Below are 18,557 nucleotides of genomic sequence, written 5' to 3'. Positions count from 1 at the left end.
TGTGGGTTATGTATAAAAGGAAATATCATGGAACCGCGGATCAGCATTATTACGCTAGGCGTTCAAGACTTAGAAGCCTCTTTTGAGTTTTACAGCAAACTTGGTTTTTCATCCTCGAAAACACCGGAAGATGGCATCATTTTCTTTAAAACAGGTGGGGTATGCTTGGCGCTATATCCATTGGATGCCTTGGCCGAGGATGTATCACCTGATTTCAAAGCAGTAAAAGATGGGTTTTCCGGTGTAACTTTGGCACATAACACCCGTTCTAAACCTGAGGTCGATGCCGTATTAGCTTTGGCTGAAACCGCAGGCGGGAAAATTGAGAAACCGGCTCAGGATGTATTTTGGGGTGGCTACAGTGGTTATTTCTCTGATCCCGACGGGTATCTTTGGGAAGTTGCCTATGGTGACTGCTGGGAGTTCAATGACGATGGTAGCTTAGTGATCGACTAGTGCGACAACTATGCCACAAGCAACTCAAGACAAGGAAGAAAGATGATCAGAAAAGTCGGTGAAACAGAAATCCAAGCCAAGCATAAAGCCACCTGCCATTGCGGAGCTGTAGAAATAGAATTGAGCTTACCCAATGGGATAGAAAATCCCCGCCGTTGCGATTGCTCGATATGCCGTCGTAAAGGGGCGATCGTGGGTTCGGTAAAGCTTGATGGTATTCGAATCATTAAAGGGCAAGACGCCCTGAAGCTCTACCAATTTAATACCCATACCGCTAAACACTATTTTTGCTCTGAATGTGGCATATATACCCACCACCAGAGACGTTCAAATCCCGAAGAGTATGGCTACAACATAGGGTGTTTAGAAGGCGTCAATCCGTTTGATTTAGGTGATGTGGTGACGAATGATGGTGTAAACCATCCAGCAGATCGCAAATAGGCACAAGTAATGGACCAACCGATTACCGGTTATCATAAAGACGAAGAAAACCACTGGGTGGCCGAATTAGCATGCGGCCACAATCAGCATGTGCGTCATCAGCCTCCTTTTATTTGCCGTCCGTGGGTAATAACGGAAGTTGGCCGTGCAGCAATGATAGGCTACCTGCTCAAATGCAAGAAATGTGACGAAGGGGCACCGTTAGATAGCAGATGACATCGACAATAAATACACCAGCTAAATACCATGAGCCTTTGATATTTGCATGGTGATTTTTCTGGCGTTTTATGGCTCATCTTTGATTATTTAATAACATTTCGCTGACAATCGCAGCATATTGCTTCCTACAATGGGGCGTTTAGATTTGTTGCTTAAGGTTGTCAGGGACTATGAAATCGCAGGTTGCTATTGCGCTATCCGTTATTCTTGTTGTCACTCATTCTGTTGTGGTTCAAGCGGCTGAAGATGAAGAATCTGGCCCATGGAGCGGTAATGCTAAGTTGGGCTTTATATTTACCGAAACAACCACAAGTTCACTTTCAGTAAATTCTGGAGCCAGTCTGGCTTACGACTTTAATGACTGGCAACAAAAGGGTGAAATTTACACTTACTACACCAGTGCGAGTGAAGGCGAAGATGGGACTAACAAATACAATCTGAGCTATGGTTTACGCCACTTCGTTAATGATGCGTGGTTTATTTATGGCAATGGTAAATACGAGCATGATCAATTCGCAACATATCGTCATCAACTGACTATTGCCTCGGGCTTTGGTGCAACGTTAATTGATACGGGCGACAGTAAACTAGATATTGGTGCGGGTCCGGGTTACCGATTTTCACAGCGTCAGTCTTTCGATCCGGACTTTCCAAAAAAGAACGAAGATGAAGTTATTGCCAATGCTTTTGCTGAGGCAAACACCAAAATTAATGATAGGTTCGAGCTTGGTGGGCGCCTTAGTGTCGATTACGGTGAGGCAAATACGTCGACTAATCTGAAAGGGTTTGTCAAAAATCAGTTGATGGAAGATGTTTCACTGCAATTGGATTTGGAATATATCTACAATTCAACAGTTGCCTCTGACCAGAGCAATGATGAGTTATACAGTACGGTTAGTTTAAATTACGATTTTTAATTGTGAGTTAATCGAATAAATCTCTTAATAAACAGGTGTAAATTATCTTTACGATATAGCAATAAAATATCGTTTGATTGACGGTTGTTTACATGAATTTACCGTTAACTTGTATCACTTTTGAGAAATTGAACGACTTATATAACTTTGTTGTATCTTATGCTCTATAGCTTAAACATGTAGGGTAGAGAAATAAAGTTGTTGAGAAATAGTTATTGTCTAGATGCATAATTTGACGATGTATTGTTCTGATAGAACAGAAAAATTGGCTAATTATGCTGTTGGTAAATAGTTTGTACTTAAACGTAAACTAATGTCAGGGCGATAAATCATGTTCGAATAATTCGAACGACATGTTTAATTCTTAATGTTTCTTTATCTTGATGCTCTAGCTAAATTTAACTCCGAACCCAAACAAATATTTCAAGGAGAAAAGATATGCTTAAGCTTACAGGTATCATGATCGCTGCAACTGTATTACTAAGTGCACCAGTGATGGCCGATTTAAACTTAAGAGTGACTCCGCAAAACGAGGGAGCATGGGTCAAAGTCAGTGAAAACGGATCACCCGCTAGCAATGTGACAATTACGACCAATGTTCCAGGTTCTGGCTCTTTCACTACAGATGAGCATGGTAGGGCTTTTGTAACCATTGCATCTAACCGTTCAGGTAGTGTGAAGTTCAGGGCAATGGATCAAGAAGGTAACCTTGCTTACAAAACGGCGCTGATTAATAAAGACAAGTAAACGCAGAACAATATGGATTTTAGAGAAAAGGAATTTCTCATCAGTCATGGCATCGAACTATGTGTCAGTGATTTTGTAAACAAAAGGCCGTGAGGATTGCACTAATCTCCACGGCCTTTGTGATCAGGTCTTGATGATGTCAGTATTAGTTGTCGACAAGCCAACCATTCTTGACCGCGAGGTCAATCTGCCCGCAAGCGTATTGCCATAGTTTAGGCGTGACTTTTTCCAGATACTCATTACGCTTAAGTACTTGCTGTTTGGTTACTGTGTGTTTAACCCAGCTGCCACCCTCATTGGACATGTTCTGGATAAGCGGCAAGATGCGATCCATCGCTTTAGCAAAGCGGGCGTCAGCGGTTTGGGCTTGCTCAAACTCCATCCATAACGCCTTCATTTCTACAAATTGTGCTTCTGGTAGTAGACCGAACAAACGGTTGGCCGCTTCGATTTCTTTCTCTTCTTGGCCATCTAGCTCATGTTGTTCGGCAAAAGCAAAAGTATCACCGGCATCGATCTCAACAATGTCGTGGATCAGCAGCATCATGACAGCACGATTCACATCGACAGGCTCTTCAATGTAGTCTTTCAGTACTTGGGCCATAAGTGCAATGTGCCAGCTGTGTTCAGCACTGTTTTCCTGGCGGTTGTTATCAGGCTTGACCATGGTTTTGCGGTATACCGCTTTCAGGCGATCCAGTTCATTGATAAAGGCCAGCTGTTTTTCGAGATTAAGCATACATTCCTCTTATTGCTTTTTATTTTTGAGCGACGGACAAGCGACGTACTAGGGTAGGGACAAACATCCGGGTACATGTCTTGTTCTCATCACCTTTGGCGAGAGAGAGCGAAAGGTTCGCCGCTTGCTCTGCCATGATGTTGATCGGGTAGCGCACCGTGGTCAATTTCGGGCTCAAATACTTGGCGATGATACCATCATCAAAACCGATCAGAGAGATATCTTGTGGTGGAGTAATACCATTTTCTTCTAGTACAGATAAGCAACCAGCAGCCATGTTGTCGTTGTAGGCGGCAATGGCAGTAATTGGTAAGTTTTTTGATAACAGGTTCATCATCGCATGCTCGCCACCGGCTTCATCTGGCGAACTGTATTCGATGTAGTTGTCATCGGCTGGCAGGTTATAAGCGCGCAGCGCATCGAGGTATCCGGCTCGGCGCTGTTCGGTATCTTCAATGTCGTGGTTCGAGCACACATAACCGATATGCTGGTGGCCGTTTTTGATCAGGTACTCTGTAGCCAGGTAGGAGCCCTTGTGGTTATCGAGTGCAATACAGCGATGGGCTATTTCAGGAATGTAGCGGTTAATGACCACCATTCCCGGAACTTCATTGGCAAAATCAATCAGCTCTTGGTTACTCAACCCTTTACTGTGGATGATTAAAGATTCACAGCGGCTGTTAATCAATAGCTCTATGGCTTCTTTTTCCGTAACAGCATTGTGATAGCCATTGCCGATAAGAATCTGTTTGCCATTCTGTCTAGCGATCTGATCTATCGCTTTGAGCATTGAACCAAAGAAAGGGTCAGAAACATCGCCGACAACGACGCCGATAGTGTTGGTTGATTGACTAACCAGTGCTCTGGCATTCGCGTTGGGGCGGTAGCCAAGCTCTTTCATCGCCTGCGTGACAGACGAAATCGATGCTTTACTGGCTTTAGGGGATTTGTTGATTACACGTGATACCGTCGCAACGGAAACACCGGCCAGTTTGGCCACATCCTTAATCGTAGCCATGGCTACACATCCTAGCTCAAATCATACTTGGCGCTTATTAAACACTGCCTGTGTAACAGGTGCAATAATAATGCCGTAAAAATATCTGAGCGATTGCACATAATCAATAAAATCAATAGGAAAGGGAAGTGTAACCGTTACCAAAGAACATGAGGTATTTGTCCGGCTTTACTTACATTTTTTGTCATGATTGGAAGGCAGTAATTATCAGCCTTGAGGCAAGTTTATGCTAAGGGGATTCTATACTTACTATCAGTCTGCCAAGAGCCAACAAAACAATAATATGGCTTGCTGTATGGCTATAAGTTCAAACGATGGAAATATATCCAGGGAAAAGAGTTGGTTATAGGTAACTCTATGAGAAGTCTTAACTTGCTTTCTTTAGCAATTGGATTGTCCCTAGCAGTCACAGGGTGTGGTGGTGACTCAAGTTCATCAGATGGTGGCAGTGATATTGTCCAAAGCTCACCATTAGCACGAACAATAGGTACGGTAGATTCGGTTTCATATCCAGATGAGACCTTCACGATTAATAAGCATCAACTTGATGGCTCACAGGCAGTTATTAGCTACGATGACAGCAGCTACAGCTTTGATGAGCTTGAGCAAGGGATGCAGGTTGAAGTGGAATATCAGGATAACCAAGCCCAACTAGTGTACTTGCAACCTGCAGCAACTGGGCAGGTAACTGCCGTTTCCGACAGCAGCCTCTCGATAAATGGTATTAGTTATGACTACCCTGGTACTGGTTTTAATATTGGCGACTGGGTGATGTTGTATGGTTTGGTCGAACCCGATGATAGCTGGAAAGTGACCGTTGTTACTGTGGTTGATCCACAAACAACGGCGGAAATTGAAGGAGCAATATCAGGGCTCGATTCTTCGCAAAGTGTGTTTACGATAGCCACTGTTCAGGTTGATTACTCCAATGCGGCTGTCGAAGATAGCAGGACGTTAGCTGATGGACTATGGGTTGAAGTTTACGGCCAGTTTGACGGCAGTCAGTTTGTCGCTTCAATCATTGATATCCGGGATAACGATGATGTGCGTAACACTGAACTTGAAGGGATTATCACGTGGGTAAGCCCAGATCTCACGAGCTTCGATATCGGTGGGAATGTTCGTGTCCATACCAATGGCAATACATCCTTTGATGACGGAACTCGGTCAAACCTGGAAATTGGTGCAATTGTCGAAGTTGATTTGATTGAACTGGAGAACAAGCTTTTTGCTACTCGGGTTGATTTCCAAGATCAGGTGAGTGTACCGGATAATTTGGAGTTCAATGTTGAGGGCGAGGCGAGCTATGACGGTGCGACATTGAGTATTAACGGCATTGTCTTCATTGTTGATGTGAATACAGAATATGATGATGGTATCAACCTATCAAACGTCAACGGCCAGTGGGTGGAACTCGACGGTAAAGCCAATAACGGTAATTATGTGAAACGGGTTAGGCCTGAGAGGAAAGACAATGAAATCAGCCTAGAAGGCCCGGTTGAGAACGGTATTATGTGGGGGTATTCTGCCACAGACAGTTCGCTTCAGCAGTTCAATGGCCAATGGGTTGATATTGAGTGTCAGCGTGCATCTGATAACGCACTTTCGCTTTGCCGATTAGATCCAAATTGATTTCCCATTCTCGCTACATTTAAAGCCCTGAACAATGCTAACGGCATCAAGTTCAGGGCTTTCATAGATTTCAAAATTAACAGTGAAGATGGTGAAGACTTAACGCCAGTATTATTGCTGCAAAGGAAAACTCAAATTAATGGATAAACAATCAGCTGACTAATTAATGATGAGGCGAGATATCGCATTGGTGGGAAAAGGATTAGTAATAGTGATTTAGAAGCGTTGTTTTCATGAGCGAAATTCAATCAACTTCATAGGTTAAAGGAGGAGTGAGAAGACCGTGATATTAGTATTGAGGAGTTGATGGGTGAAAAGAACTCCAAAATTTAACAGCGTTCAAATTGGTGCGATCTAGTAATTAAAATAAATTACCAGTTTAAGTGTCTGATAAGTATGAAATTTAATTAATATTCCAAAAAGTTATATAGGTCTGCATAAAAAGCAAAAAATCGCATTACTCATTACACCTCATATGGTATATCATTCTGTTTGATTTTATAGCGTACCAAGTACTAAAAGTGATTGGTACGCTGTAAGCTTTATTAAATAATTGAAATCGAATAGGTAAAATCATGAAGAAGTTAGCTATCGCGGCTCTAGCAGCACTAGCTATGTCTGGATGTAGCCAGCGGGTTGCTGATTTGACAGTGGCATCAACCTTAAATGTAGACATGAACTCACAGGGCTTTGTTGAAGGGAAGCGTGTTGAGGGTAGTGATACAAAAATTGCAGTTATTTTCCCTCTCGGTATTCCAAATGTTGAAACTGCAGTTGATGATGCAATTAAAGATGATAAGTGTGTTGTCGGTCTTGCTGATGCAGTTGTTGAGCATTCATGGTTCTATTTATATCTTGGGTTCTTCTCTTATGATGTAGAGGGAACGCAGATTATTGACACAGAAAAACCTGGTTGTGAAAATCGTGTGTAACACATTATTTGATATTTCTTAAGGAGCCATCGGCTCCTTTTTTCTTTGAAATTAATATCCAGCTTTTATGGTTGCTCTACTCAATACCAGCTACTTAGCTTGTTTAGTTCCGCTATTAAAAAGTCCTCTTTGAATCTAAACTTTTTGGCGATAGATAAAGTTAGTCTTTTGAAAATTGAGCAGTACAGTGTAATTAGTATTCTGTAAAGGCCTTCATATGAGTATTGACGGATAGAGTTTTAACTAGGATGTTAAATTTTAATATTCTGATAATTGTAAAAAGGGGAGTTGCCATAAGCAACTCCCCTTTGTTTATTTCTGCTAGTGAGAATTAACTCACTTCAATCGGACCACCGAATGACGTTACTGGCGGTACCGTGCCAGTGAACTTTTCGAACTCAACCAGGCAGGTGTTGGCACTGGTTGCCTGAGCCAGTTCAGAAGACGGAATATCCTGAGTCAGGGTGTTTGGATCGCCGTAGGTATCCATCGCGCCTTCTTTCTCGCTTAGAGGACCATACCAAGCACCTTCTTCGATACGAACCACGCCCGGTGCGTAGCTGTCAGTCAGCACAGCGCCAGCCAGTAGTTGGCCACGGTCGTTGTAAACACGAACCAAATCACCGTTCTGGATGCCCTTGGCAGCAGCATCTTTCGGGTTGATATAGATCGGCTCACGGCCTTGTACTGCATAGGTGGCACGGAAATCTTCCGATTCACACATTTGCGAGTGCAGGCGTTTGTCTGGGTGGCAAGACTGCAGCCAGTATGGGTGCCTGTCTGAGCCTGGGCCACCATGCGAACGTTCACTCTTCTCGAACCACATTGGGTGGCCCTGACAGTGCTCGTAGCCAAAGCGATCAATCTTGCGACTGGTGATTTCGATAAAGCCTGATGGCGTACCCAATGGGTTGATCTCAGGATCTTCACGGAAGTCGGCATGGCGAACCCAAGGCTTACCTGTACCGGCATCGAAATAACCCTGTGCCCAGAACTCATCGAACTCTGGCATATCGAATTTGGCTTTGTTGGCATCACGGCATTCGCTGTAAAGCTGGCGAACCCATTCCATCTCGTCCATACCACGGGTGTATTCTTTGTGGCGACCGAAACGACGAGCCACTTCTGTCATGATTTCGAAGTCTGTTTTTGACTGGAAAAGTGGGTCAACCAGCTTTTGCATCGCAATCAGGCCACGGCCACTGTAAGAGCCGTAAACATCGATATCATTACGTTCCCACTGGGTACATGCCGGTAGCACGATATCCGAGAAGCGACAGCTCGCTGTCCAGGCAAAATCAATGGTGACAACCGTTTGAAGCGCCTTGAAGGCTTTCTTCATCTTGTTGCGATCTTGGTGGTGGTGCCAAGGGTTACAGCCACTGATCACCATCATCTTGTAATCAGGCAGGGTCACTTTAGAGCCGTTATAGCGGATCTGCTTGCCTGGCTCGAGCAGGCAGTCAATCCAGCGCGCGACCGGAATAGTACTACTGTAGCCGTTGAAATCTTTGTTATCCCATTTTGGCTTTTGGCCTTCATCTGGGTTACGCGGGAAGCCGCCCGGCGCCGCAAAGCCCGTTGAAGGTACACCGATTGAGCTGTAGTGGTGACCGTATGAGATACCACCGCCTGGCAGGCCAATTTGACCTACCATCGCAGCGATAACCGCCCCCATCCAGTACGGCTGCTCACCGTGCTCCTGACGCTGGATACACCAGCCAAATAGCATCTGGGTACGACCGTTAACCAGCATGCGGGCAAACTCGCGGATCTTATCGGCAGACACGCCACAGATCTCTGCTGCCCATTCTGGATTTTTCTCGATCTTGTCTTTGGTTTCACCCATCACATACTGGATGAAGTCATCAAAGCCCAAACAGTACATCTTGATGAAGTCTTTGTCGTAAAGCTCTTCGGTGTAAAGGGTATGCGCGACACCCAACATGAACGCCACATCTGTTTGTGGGTTGATGTACATATGATCGTTGTTGAGGTAACGCTGAGTTTTGTTCTTCACCGGGTCAACGGAAAGCACATTGATTTCGCCGTTGGCGACTTTTTCTTTCAGCTTTTCGAGGTATGCGAAGGACTCGTGGGTTTCACAGTTCCAGCCAACCTGCAGGTTTTTCACCGGATCGTTAGCCCAAAGAACGATGTTGTCACTGTTCTCTAAGATTTCAGACCAAGAGGTACCCTGAGCATACACCTCAGTGGAACCTAATACGTATGGCAAGATAGTCTGGCCGGCACCGGTCGAGTAGTCACCGACTTTCTTGATGTAGTTACCGTGCATACCGACAACACGCTGCATGTGGTTACCACAGCTGTGGAACTGGCCGGTTTGACGCCAACCGGTTTGCCCGGCGTGTAGCGCCCAAGGACCGTAATCTTTCTGGATACGCTCTAATTCGCGGTAGAACAGGTCAATCGCTTCATCCCAGGTAACGCGGACAAAACGGTTGTTACCGCGGGTCTCGGCACTGTATTTGTGCTTCTTCAGCCAGTCGAGGCGAACCATCGGGTAGCGTACACGCGATGGGCTGTAAAGAATCCCCTTGATGCCGTTAAGCATCTCGGTTGGGTGTTTATCCAGCTCTAGCGGTTTGATTTCTTGTAGTTTGCCGCCGTAGATATGGGCGCGGAATGCCCCCCAGTGAGAGCCGGATACTTTCCAGGTGCCTACCGTTTCAGCAGCCATGGCCTTTGTACCCAGTAGGCTAGGGCCAATCACTGATGCGGCGCTGGTTGCTACCATACCTTGTAGGAAACGTCTTCTGCTTACAGACATAGTCAATTACTCCATCAATCGCTTAGTGGTGGCCATCTGCAAAGTCAGATGAGTGTTTCTGTAGGTACTTCAGCACCAAGGCTTTACTATCGGTATCGAAGTTAACGAATGCCATCATGCCGTTGAACATGCCTGGCCAAGTGTTGGCATCGAAGTGTGCTTCATCCGGTTGGGTGTGACACACAGAACAGTTGGTGTTGTAAGACTGTTTGGCTTTCTCCCAGATAGGCTGAACGTCGGCCATCAAGGCTTCTTTTTTCATCCACACTTTGGCAGTCACACGCTGCCAAGGCAGGCCGGTGAGGTCATCTTCTTTGCGCTCGAACTTCTCAACAACCTGATCATTGGTTGCAGACTCTTTCAGCAGGGAAGCCACGGCGATGTTCATGCCGAAATCTTCCTGGATAACACGGCCAAAGCCTTTGTCTTTGCGCCAGCCAGAGACTTCGACTTCGATGGCATCTGCAGTTTGGTCGATGACTTTAACTGATGATGCTGGGTTCAGCAGGCCAGCTTCTGTGGTTAGGTCTTTTTCTTCATACAGCGGCAGATGGCGTACGCTGACATATTCTTGGCCTGTTTCGAACTTGGTGCTTGAAGCTAGCTGCTCAAGTTCACCGATCATGCCACCAGAGCTGTCCATGTTTTTCGGCAGGTTGTGGGCAATACCTTTGTGGCAATCTACACAGCTTTGGTCACGCTCAGCCGCTTGCTTCATTTGGATGCGAGCTGTTGGGCGCATGTTGTCGAAATCCATGCTGTCGTAGTTGTGGCAGTTTTTACATTCCAACGACTTATTGGCAGAGAATCGATCCCATTCGTGCTGGGCTAGGGCAACGCGGCGTTCTTCGAATTTTTCTTTGGTGTCTAAATCACCGAATACTTGGGCGAACACTTCTTTGCTGGCTTGCATTTTACGGGCGATCTTGTCCGTCCAATTGTGCGGAACGTGACAGTCAGGGCAGGTTGCACGAACACCGGATGTGTTTTTCCAGTGCACGGTTTCTTGTAGTTCTTGGTATACGTTGTTTTCCATGGTGTGGCAGCCAATACAGAATTCTTCGGTATTGGTCACCTCCAGCGCGGTGTTGAAACCACCCCAGAAAATAACCCCTGCGATAAAGCCGCCAAGGGTTAAAACCCCGAGGCTGATATGGACACTTGGCCGAGAGAAAGTCTGCCAAGCTTTAATTAGAAATGCTTTCATGTTGTGTACTCAATGTGTGGTTATTAATTGTTGTTATGCCGGCGTTATCCCATGTGGCCTGGAGGCCCCAAGAAGAAGACCTGCATCATCCAAACGAAAAAGCCGTAGCCACCGACGGCGGCAACACTGAGGATGGGAAAGAGAAAAACTGTGATGAAAAAGAAAGCACGCCACTCACGCTGCTTTTCATCCTTAGCAGCTGTGCTGATTCCATTATTCATATATCTACCCGTTCTACTTTGTTAATTGAGCTAAAAGAAAAAGTGTTAACAAATGTTTTAAAGGGATCTTAAGATATATTTTCGTAGTGATTCAATTGGGCAAAAGCTATTGGTTTTACCTTATTAATTCTTTTTTGATCTGTAACGGAAAGATGAATGGGATGCGATTTTATATAACTATTTATGGGTAGTTGTGAAAGATTGTTAATGGCGGTTCGTGTTTCTATTTTGTTAAATTGGTTTCTTGTTGGTTTGTTTTTTGATCTTGATAATGCGGGGAAAAGGCGTTTTTGCTTGATTTGCTGATATGTTGATCGAATAAAAATGTGATCGAGATCTATATGAATATTAACCATGTAAACCAAAGGGTAATTCTGTACACATCCAATAGTTAGATTTATGGTGATAAAACACATATCAAAACTGTTTCAGTGCGGATTTGATTTGAAATGAATTATTACAGATATGAGTTTTGAGGAATGAAAAAGCTGGTGTTAGCCAGCTTTTTAAGTATCAAGTTGTGGTGAGTATGAGCGACTTATCTTATCTAGCCATCTCGAATGCGAGTGCTTTTTTCTCAACTTGACGGAATATCAAGGTCAGCACACCATTAACAGTTAGGTAGAAAGCCCCCGCAACACTGAAGACCATTAAGGTATCGTAAGTTTGGGCGTTGATCCGTTGTGCGTAGCCCATGATATCCATAATGGTGATGGTACTGGCCAGCGAGGTGCCCTTGAAAACCAAAATCACTTCGTTGGAATAGGCTGGGATCGCCCGGCGGATCGCATACGGAAGTAATACACCCAAGGTCGTTTTGGTATTCATTCCCAAGGCTTTGCATGCATGCCATTGGCCCGAAGGGATGGCATTGAATGCGCCCTTGAACAGCTGGGTGCTGTATGCCGCGGTATTGAGTGCCAGGGCAAGCATGGCACAAAACCAAGGTTGGCTTAGCCAGTTCCATAAAATACTTTCCCGTACCCACTCAAATTGCCCCGGTCCGTAGTAAATCAAAAAGATCTGTACTAACAAGGGTGTACCGGTAAACAAAGTGATGAGGCCGCGGCTTAGCCAGTGCAGGCCCGGTGTTTTTAGAATCAGCGTCAATGTCATCAATAACGCCAAGGTACAGCCAACCAATAAGGAGACCGCGGTCAGTTCAAGGCTAACAACTAAGCCATCGAGAAGTTGCCAAACGTGTTGCTCATTCATGCGCTAGCTCCTTCCAATGCATTTGCTTTAGTCACTTTTGCTTTAGCTGATTTGCCCGATGTTGAGTGGCCATCCTGCAAGCTGTATTTTTTGTCCAGCTGCTTGACGACCCGCTGGGTGATCAAGGTGATGACCAAATACACAGCCGCCGCGCAGGCATACCAGGTAAAGCTTTCGTGGGTGGCTGCTGCGGTTAGCTGAGCTTGCTTGAGCAAGTCCGTCACTCCAATCAAGGACACTAAAGCGGTATCTTTCAGCAGCACCAGCCATTGGTTAGTTAGGCCGGGTAGCGCGTGGCGCACTGCTTGTGGTAGAACAATCTTGAAGAATGCCCGCGACTTGCTGATCCCCAATGCACTTGCTGCCTCCCGCTGTCCGTTGGGTACGGCTTTGAGGGCGCCTCGTAGGGTTTGTGAGGCGTAAGCAGCAAAGATAAGAGACAGGGCAATTACCCCTGACAAAAACGGGCTGACTTCAATGAAATCTCCGGTTAACAAGAACAGTACTTGCGTAGAGCCGAAGAAAATAAACAGTACAACCAATATTTCAGGTAAGCCCCGAAGCACGGTGACCAGCGCCGTTGTCGGCCAAGCAAGGGCACGAAAGCGCGACATCTCACCACTGGCAAAGAGAACTGCCAAGACCAATCCTACAGAGACGCTGGCCAGGCTTAGCTGGATGGTGACCCAGCTAGCCTCAAGTAGCGTCAGAGCATAACCTGATAACGCCATAAATTACTCACCGAAGTACTTGTTGAAGATTTCGTCGTACTGGCCGTTCGCTTTAACCGTTTTCAGTGCAGTGTTTAGCTTATCCAGTAGCTCTTGGTTGTCTTTGTTGATGGCGATACCAAAACCGTTACCGAAGTATTTGGCATTGGTCACCTGCTCACCAACATAAACAAGGTTATCGTTCTTTTTGAACCACTCTGCAACTACGGCAGTATCACCGAATACCGAATCAATACGGCCATTTTGCATATCGATGAACGCATCTTGGTAGCTGGCGTATGGTACAGCGGTCACACCGTCAAGTTGCTCGGTTAGGTAGCTTTGGTGGGTTGAACCGTTCTGAACACCAACACGCTTGCCTTTAAGCGCAGCTTGATCTGCCACTTTACCATCCAGGGCAACGAAAGCGGCTGAGTTGTCGTAGTATGCGTCGGTAAAGTTGACCACTTGCTGGCGCTGTTCAGTAATATCAATACCCGAGATAGCTGCATCGTAACGACGGAATTTCAACGCAGGGATCAGGCTATCAAAAGGCTGGTTGTGAAAAGAACACTTGGCTTCAATCACGTCACAAAGTGCATTGGCGAGATCAACATCAAAGCCCTGAATTTCGTTATTCTCATCAACGTATTCGAATGGGGCGTAAGTTGCTTCCATCGCAAACTTAATTTCTTCCTGAGCGGCAGCATTTGCTGAAGCCAAACCAATCAATGTTGCCAATACAATCTTTTTCATCGCGATACTCCGTGCGTCGTTAACTGCAGCATCACGAGAGGCATGATGCTGAAAAATGGTGTCTATACCTAAGTTTGAATAGGTAATTAAATTAGTGCGTGAGGTACTCAGCAAACTCCGGGGTGGCCGGGGTTGTGAAGGCCTCTTTGGTGCCGTGCTCCACCATGCGGCCTTTTTCAAGGTACAGCACGTGGCTGGCGATTTTCTTAGCAAAGTCCACTTCGTGGGTGACCACAACTTGTGTAATGCCGGTTTCACTCAGGTCATTAATAATTTTGACAACCTGATTGGTAATTTCAGGGTCGAGTGCCGCCGTTGGCTCGTCAAACAGCAGCACTTCAGGTTTCATCATCAGTGCGCGGGCAATGGCAACACGTTGCTGCTGGCCGCCAGAGAGTTGCAGCGGCCAAGCCTCAGCTTTGTCTGCTAGTTGCAAGCGAGTGAGAAGAGCCATGGCTTCGTCAGTGGCTTGCTGTTTAGAGACACCAGCAACTTTAATTGGTGCTTCAATCAGGTTTTCCATTACCGTGAGGTGAGGCCATAGGTTGTATTGCTGGAAAACCATACCGACTTTGCGTCTTAGTTTCAGCGCCTCTTTTTCGCAGATAGTTTTTGCGAAGTCATAGGCTTCGCTGGCAACCTGAAGCTGACCGCTGCTAGCGTTCTCCAGCAAGTTAAGCACCCTTAGCAAAGAGCTTTTACCAGCGCCACTTGGGCCAAGCAATACCAAGGTTTCCCCTTTACCACAGGTGAATTCAACATCATGAAGAACCTGGGTATCACCGTAGAATTTATTAACACTCTTTACTTGAATACTCATGCTGACTTGCTGCATTAATCGTCATTTGAGGTTTATATTACCCAGAGTGAGATCTTATGCAAGAAAAATGTATAAAAAATTCCAAAGGTTGCATTTTTGTTTGATTTTTGTTCTAAGATTTGCCTTTTAATCCATTTAAACCACTGTATTTATGTGATTTGAGCGATAGATGTGAAAATGGCAAAAAAATGCGTATTTGTGGTGTGGAATATTTAAGCGTTTTTGAGGGGCGAGATTGATATGACCCCCGTAAAGTAGATGCGGGAGGGCTCTGATAATGAAAAAGGCCACTTCGAGAGTGACCTTTTGGATGCTTTAAACTTTAGCGCAGTATGGAATTATGCTGTCTGGGCAAGTGCCGCTGTTTCTTCGCGACGAGCTTTAACCACAAACGCGTAACCGATGAGTGCGACAAAACCTGTGATGAACATTGCTGTTGTTACAGTCATCAAGCCGTGCATTGCAAAGGCTGATACCAAACCACTTGCTGCGAAACATACCATTGTTTGCAGGAAGTTAAGTAGGCCAGCAGCTGTTGCACTACAGTTTTTAAAATCTTCCAACGCTTTGCTGATAATAAGCGGGTAGATAGCACCGTTCGCCACCGCTAAGAAGCAGAATGGTACTAGGATCGGCCAGATAGTGGTTGGTTCAGTCTGTAAAGAGATCATGAACATCACAGTAACGCTGGCAAAGAACAACTTTAGGATCCAAGGAAGTAGTTGCTGGCTGTCGTATTTGTTTAGCAAGGTACGGCAACCGTAACCACCAATAATGAAAGCAACAGTCTGTGGTGCATAGCTCAGGCCGATATCTGCACCAGAGTAACCCATTGCTGCCATCACAAATGGTGAACCCGTAAGGTATGCGAAGAACGCAGCTGAACAGGCAGCAAAGATAATCATGTTACCAATGAATTTTTTTGAACTAAGGATCTGGGCATAATCTCGGCGCAATTGCACAGAGACTTTTTCTTGTTTTTTGTCCAAATTGGCACTTTCAGTTTCTTTTAGTGTCATGATGGACAAAACAGCACCAAAACCGACTAGGGCAACAAAGATACTGCGCCAGCCGAACTGGTGCTCAAGCATTGCGCCAGCCAGTGGAGCCAAAGCCGGGGACAAGGCAACTAACGGCATAATGGTAGCAAAAACGCGCTCTGAGACTTTGCCTTCGTAACGGTCAACCACAACTGCCTGCCAGATAACCGTTGCACTACATGCGCCCAGCGCCTGTGCAAAACGGGCAACTAGCATCAATTCAACGTTTGGTGCAAAGGCACAGAAAACAGAAGCGATACTGAATAGTGTCATACCACCCATTAGCACTTTGATACGGCCAATACGATCAGACAGCGGACCATAAATTAGCTGGCCAAGTGCCATACCTAACAAGAAGATACTCAGTGTTAGACCGATAAGTGATTGTGATGTATCAAAATCCTCTCGAATAACTTCGAAAGCAGGGAGGTACATGTCTGTTGCCAGGAAGCCAAGCATACTTAAACATGCAAACCACAGGATGGTCATTTTTGAAGGTTGATTTGTCATAGCTTTTATTTCTTTAACTGTTTTGTACTTTGCGGCAAGTCTATACATGGTTTTTCATGCTGTGAAACGGTAAAATTTAAACATTGCTTTCAAAAAATTTGATTTGATTGATTTCTCACCACTATCATGGCTTTATCTGCAGTGCACTGTGTGAGGTTGAATATCATTCACATGGTGTGAATTAAGAGCAACTTGTTGCAATATTGCTGTGAAAACCAGCTGTTTGAGCTGGGATAGGCGCTAGCCTTAAACGGTCAAAAGGAAGAGCCTTATGTTTTCTTTTAATGATTTACAAGTGATAGATGTGGTTGCAAGGCGAGGAAGTTTTTCTGCAGCTGCTGAAGAATTGCACAAAGTACCCAGTGCAATTAGCTATACCGTTAGGGTGATCGAAGAGCGCTTGGCGGTTGATTTGTTTGTTAGGCTCCATCGCCAGGTACAACTTACCCCTGCTGGAGAGTTCTTTGTTGAAGAGGCTAGAGCGTTACTTAAGCAAATGGAGTTGCTAAAAATGCAAACCCAGCGAGTTGCCAATGGCTGGTCACAGAGTGTATCGGTGGCATTGGATACGGTTGTACGTGAGAGCAGGGTAAATACCTTAGTGCGTGACTTCTATCGTCAGTTTCCTGATATGGAACTGCATTTGACGATGGAAGTGTTCAACGGGGTATGGGATGCCTTGTCTGATGGCCGAGCTGATATTGCCATCGGGGCAACGGCGGCCGTGCCTGTCAGTGGCCACTTTGATTATCGTGACATGGGTGTATTGGAATGGCGTTTTGTTGTTAGCCCCGATCATCCTCTCGCTGCGATTGATTATCCGCTGGAGGCGGAAGAGCTTATTGAATATCCGGCCATTTGCCTTGAAGATACGTCACGGGTGCTGCCCAAGCGGGTGACGTGGCTGATGGATAACCAACGACGGATTATGGTACCGAACTGGCACAGTGCGATGTCTTGTTTGAAGTCGGGACTGGGGATTTGTGTTGTGCCAGAGCATAAGGCGTTACCGCTTATCGAAAGCGGCGAACTGGTAGAAAAGCAGCTAGCGGTTAAACCGCCGGTGAGCCCGTGTTGCTTAGCGTGGAATAAAGAGAGCCAGAATCCGGCGATTGAATGGCTGCTCGATTATCTGGGTGATAGCGAGCAGCTCCATCGCGAATGGATGCGGTGAGCATATTGTCGATGGTAAGGGATTATTCTGCCGATTTAGTGGCTTCAGTGCTGTCAGCTGTTTTCACATCTTGTGCTTGTTCAGCTTGCGTTGATTGCTCAGCCTGCTGAGCTTCAGCTTCCATCTTGGCACGCTCAGCTTTGGAGATGTAGCGTGGCTTGTTGCTACGGTGCAACTTGGCGTTTGCTTTTTTCTGCTTTTTCTTCAGCGCTTCGTTAATTTTCTTCTTGCGGTTCATGTTTACATACCAAATCGAAATTGGCTGGCAATTCTAGGGGGAATCGCAGGAGAAGTGAAGGGGTAGTGGTTTTATATTTTGACAATAGTGAAGTGCCGGGAGGCCCCGGCACAAAAGTGAAGAGTTGAAGTAATGGATTTATTCCTCTTCTTCCGGCTCAACTGGTTCTACGGGGCATCCTTCTGGTGCGATGCCGGTTGGTACTGGTTCTTCTTCAGAGAAAAAACCCACGCCAACTTTTGCTGTTTGAGCTTTCTTCAAGCTTATTACAACTCTATCGCCAGGCTGTACATCGGGAACAAACTCATTGTTATCAGTTCGTAGAACGATACCTGTCCCACCGCACAAATTGGCTTCAGGATCATCAATCGACTCTTCCCAAGCTACGTCTTCTGCGGTGAATTTAAACATTTGTCCTTCTGCGAATACTTTAATGATAAAAGGGGTATTTAAAGCACATGAAGTTATATTGACCCCTTCATCATCAAAAGTTTCACAAGTCGTTTGATCAACCAGATCAGTTAAATCTCCATTTGGTTTGCTGTTGTACTGGTCGTTAATGTTTATCCCTCCTATTTCAATGATCAGACGCTTATCGCCGTCGTCATCATGTCTAATAAGAGCTTCGAAGTCCCACCACAAATTTGCTTCTGTAGCGTAATTTTTCGGGGTTACATCTGCAAAATATCTAGTGTCGCCTGCCGTTGCTGTGAATGAAAGAGTTGATAGTAGTACCGCGGTCGTTGCTGCCAACTTGAAGTTAGAAGACATAGT

General features: G+C 45.5%; 20 protein-coding genes. 8 read left to right on the top strand and 12 right to left on the bottom strand.

The features are described 5' to 3' along the window. The first annotated feature begins 27 nt into the window (after window positions 1-27). The 5 genes from ACXAD4_RS11410 (at window position 28) to ACXAD4_RS11390 (ending at window position 2,780) form a co-directional block, all read left to right on the top strand. Window positions 28-456, top strand: a complete 429-nt coding sequence (locus tag ACXAD4_RS11410) for a VOC family protein (protein WP_475241441.1) — start codon at window positions 28-30, stop codon at window positions 454-456. Between the two features lie 42 nt (window positions 457-498). Next, window positions 499-897, top strand: a complete 399-nt coding sequence (locus tag ACXAD4_RS11405) for a GFA family protein (protein ID WP_475241439.1) — start codon at window positions 499-501, stop codon at window positions 895-897. A 9-nt stretch (window positions 898-906) separates the two neighbouring features. Continuing rightward, window positions 907-1,113 carry a DUF3565 domain-containing protein gene (locus tag ACXAD4_RS11400; RefSeq protein WP_475241438.1) on the top strand — a complete coding sequence of 69 codons (207 nt, stop codon included), beginning with the start codon at window positions 907-909 and terminating at the stop codon, window positions 1,111-1,113. Window positions 1,114-1,286: 173 nt separating this feature from the next. Beyond that, on the top strand, window positions 1,287-2,033 hold the full coding sequence (locus ACXAD4_RS11395) for a DUF481 domain-containing protein (protein ID WP_475241437.1): 747 nt from the start codon (window positions 1,287-1,289) through the stop codon (window positions 2,031-2,033). Between the two features lie 438 nt (window positions 2,034-2,471). Beyond that, entirely contained in the window at window positions 2,472-2,780 is a 309-nt protein-coding gene (locus ACXAD4_RS11390; protein WP_475241435.1) for a hypothetical protein, read from the top strand. Between the two features lie 145 nt (window positions 2,781-2,925). Here ACXAD4_RS11390 and ACXAD4_RS11385 read toward each other — a convergent pair whose 3' ends face one another. Beyond that, window positions 2,926-3,519 carry an HD domain-containing protein gene (locus tag ACXAD4_RS11385; protein WP_475241434.1) on the bottom strand — a complete coding sequence of 198 codons (594 nt, stop codon included), beginning with the start codon at window positions 3,517-3,519 and terminating at the stop codon, window positions 2,926-2,928. Between the two features lie 19 nt (window positions 3,520-3,538). Then, complete coding sequence (locus ACXAD4_RS11380; RefSeq protein ID WP_475241432.1) at window positions 3,539-4,537, bottom strand: substrate-binding domain-containing protein; 999 nt, start codon at window positions 4,535-4,537, stop codon at window positions 3,539-3,541. A 357-nt stretch (window positions 4,538-4,894) separates the two neighbouring features. Here ACXAD4_RS11380 and ACXAD4_RS11375 point away from each other — a divergent pair, with 357 nt between their 5' ends. Continuing rightward, complete coding sequence (locus tag ACXAD4_RS11375; RefSeq protein ID WP_475241431.1) at window positions 4,895-6,169, top strand: DUF5666 domain-containing protein; 1,275 nt, start codon at window positions 4,895-4,897, stop codon at window positions 6,167-6,169. A 575-nt stretch (window positions 6,170-6,744) separates the two neighbouring features. Then, window positions 6,745-7,101 carry a hypothetical protein gene (locus ACXAD4_RS11370; RefSeq protein ID WP_107300476.1) on the top strand — a complete coding sequence of 119 codons (357 nt, stop codon included), beginning with the start codon at window positions 6,745-6,747 and terminating at the stop codon, window positions 7,099-7,101. Window positions 7,102-7,432: 331 nt separating this feature from the next. Here ACXAD4_RS11370 and torA read toward each other — a convergent pair whose 3' ends face one another. The 8 genes from torA to punC form a co-directional block, all read right to left on the bottom strand. Further along, on the bottom strand, window positions 7,433-9,892 hold the full coding sequence (torA, locus tag ACXAD4_RS11365) for a trimethylamine-N-oxide reductase TorA (RefSeq protein WP_475241429.1): 2,460 nt from the start codon (window positions 9,890-9,892) through the stop codon (window positions 7,433-7,435). A gap of 22 nt (window positions 9,893-9,914) precedes the next feature. Beyond that, on the bottom strand, window positions 9,915-11,099 hold the full coding sequence (gene torC, locus ACXAD4_RS11360) for a pentaheme c-type cytochrome TorC (RefSeq protein WP_475241427.1): 1,185 nt from the start codon (window positions 11,097-11,099) through the stop codon (window positions 9,915-9,917). A 44-nt stretch (window positions 11,100-11,143) separates the two neighbouring features. Further along, window positions 11,144-11,320 carry a trimethylamine N-oxide reductase system protein TorE gene (gene torE / locus ACXAD4_RS11355; RefSeq protein ID WP_475241425.1) on the bottom strand — a complete coding sequence of 59 codons (177 nt, stop codon included), beginning with the start codon at window positions 11,318-11,320 and terminating at the stop codon, window positions 11,144-11,146. Window positions 11,321-11,863: 543 nt separating this feature from the next. After that, window positions 11,864-12,535 carry an arginine ABC transporter permease ArtM gene (artM, locus tag ACXAD4_RS11350; RefSeq protein WP_475241423.1) on the bottom strand — a complete coding sequence of 224 codons (672 nt, stop codon included), beginning with the start codon at window positions 12,533-12,535 and terminating at the stop codon, window positions 11,864-11,866. Continuing rightward, window positions 12,532-13,266 carry an arginine ABC transporter permease ArtQ gene (gene artQ, locus ACXAD4_RS11345; RefSeq protein ID WP_475241422.1) on the bottom strand — a complete coding sequence of 245 codons (735 nt, stop codon included), beginning with the start codon at window positions 13,264-13,266 and terminating at the stop codon, window positions 12,532-12,534. Before artQ ends, artM begins: the two co-directional genes overlap by 4 nt. Window positions 13,267-13,269: 3 nt before the next feature. Then, window positions 13,270-14,001, bottom strand: a complete 732-nt coding sequence (locus tag ACXAD4_RS11340; protein WP_107300481.1) for a lysine/arginine/ornithine ABC transporter substrate-binding protein — start codon at window positions 13,999-14,001, stop codon at window positions 13,270-13,272. A 91-nt stretch (window positions 14,002-14,092) separates the two neighbouring features. Further along, the gene (artP, locus tag ACXAD4_RS11335; protein WP_475241420.1) at window positions 14,093-14,821 is read right to left on the bottom strand and encodes an arginine ABC transporter ATP-binding protein ArtP; all 729 of its coding nucleotides are present in this window, start codon (window positions 14,819-14,821) and stop codon (window positions 14,093-14,095) included. 338 nt (window positions 14,822-15,159) lie between these two features. Further along, complete coding sequence (gene punC, locus ACXAD4_RS11330; RefSeq protein WP_475241419.1) at window positions 15,160-16,371, bottom strand: purine nucleoside transporter PunC; 1,212 nt, start codon at window positions 16,369-16,371, stop codon at window positions 15,160-15,162. Window positions 16,372-16,642: 271 nt separating this feature from the next. On the opposite strand from punC, the gene punR reads away from it, so the two are divergent. Continuing rightward, complete coding sequence (gene punR, locus ACXAD4_RS11325; RefSeq protein ID WP_475241417.1) at window positions 16,643-17,545, top strand: DNA-binding transcriptional activator PunR; 903 nt, start codon at window positions 16,643-16,645, stop codon at window positions 17,543-17,545. Between the two features lie 22 nt (window positions 17,546-17,567). Here the strand turns inward: punR and ACXAD4_RS11320 are convergent, their stop codons facing one another. Beyond that, window positions 17,568-17,783, bottom strand: coding sequence for a DUF2986 domain-containing protein (locus tag ACXAD4_RS11320; protein WP_475241415.1), 216 nt, complete (start codon window positions 17,781-17,783; stop codon window positions 17,568-17,570). 138 nt (window positions 17,784-17,921) lie between these two features. After that, window positions 17,922-18,554, bottom strand: coding sequence for a hypothetical protein (locus ACXAD4_RS11315; protein WP_475241413.1), 633 nt, complete (start codon window positions 18,552-18,554; stop codon window positions 17,922-17,924). Between the last annotated feature and the right edge of the window lie 3 nt (window positions 18,555-18,557).

This window comes from Photobacterium sp. AWH4_225, assembly GCF_056158405.1.
The sequence above is the reverse complement of the archived record's forward strand: the minus strand, read 5'-3'. Positions and strand labels throughout refer to the sequence as shown.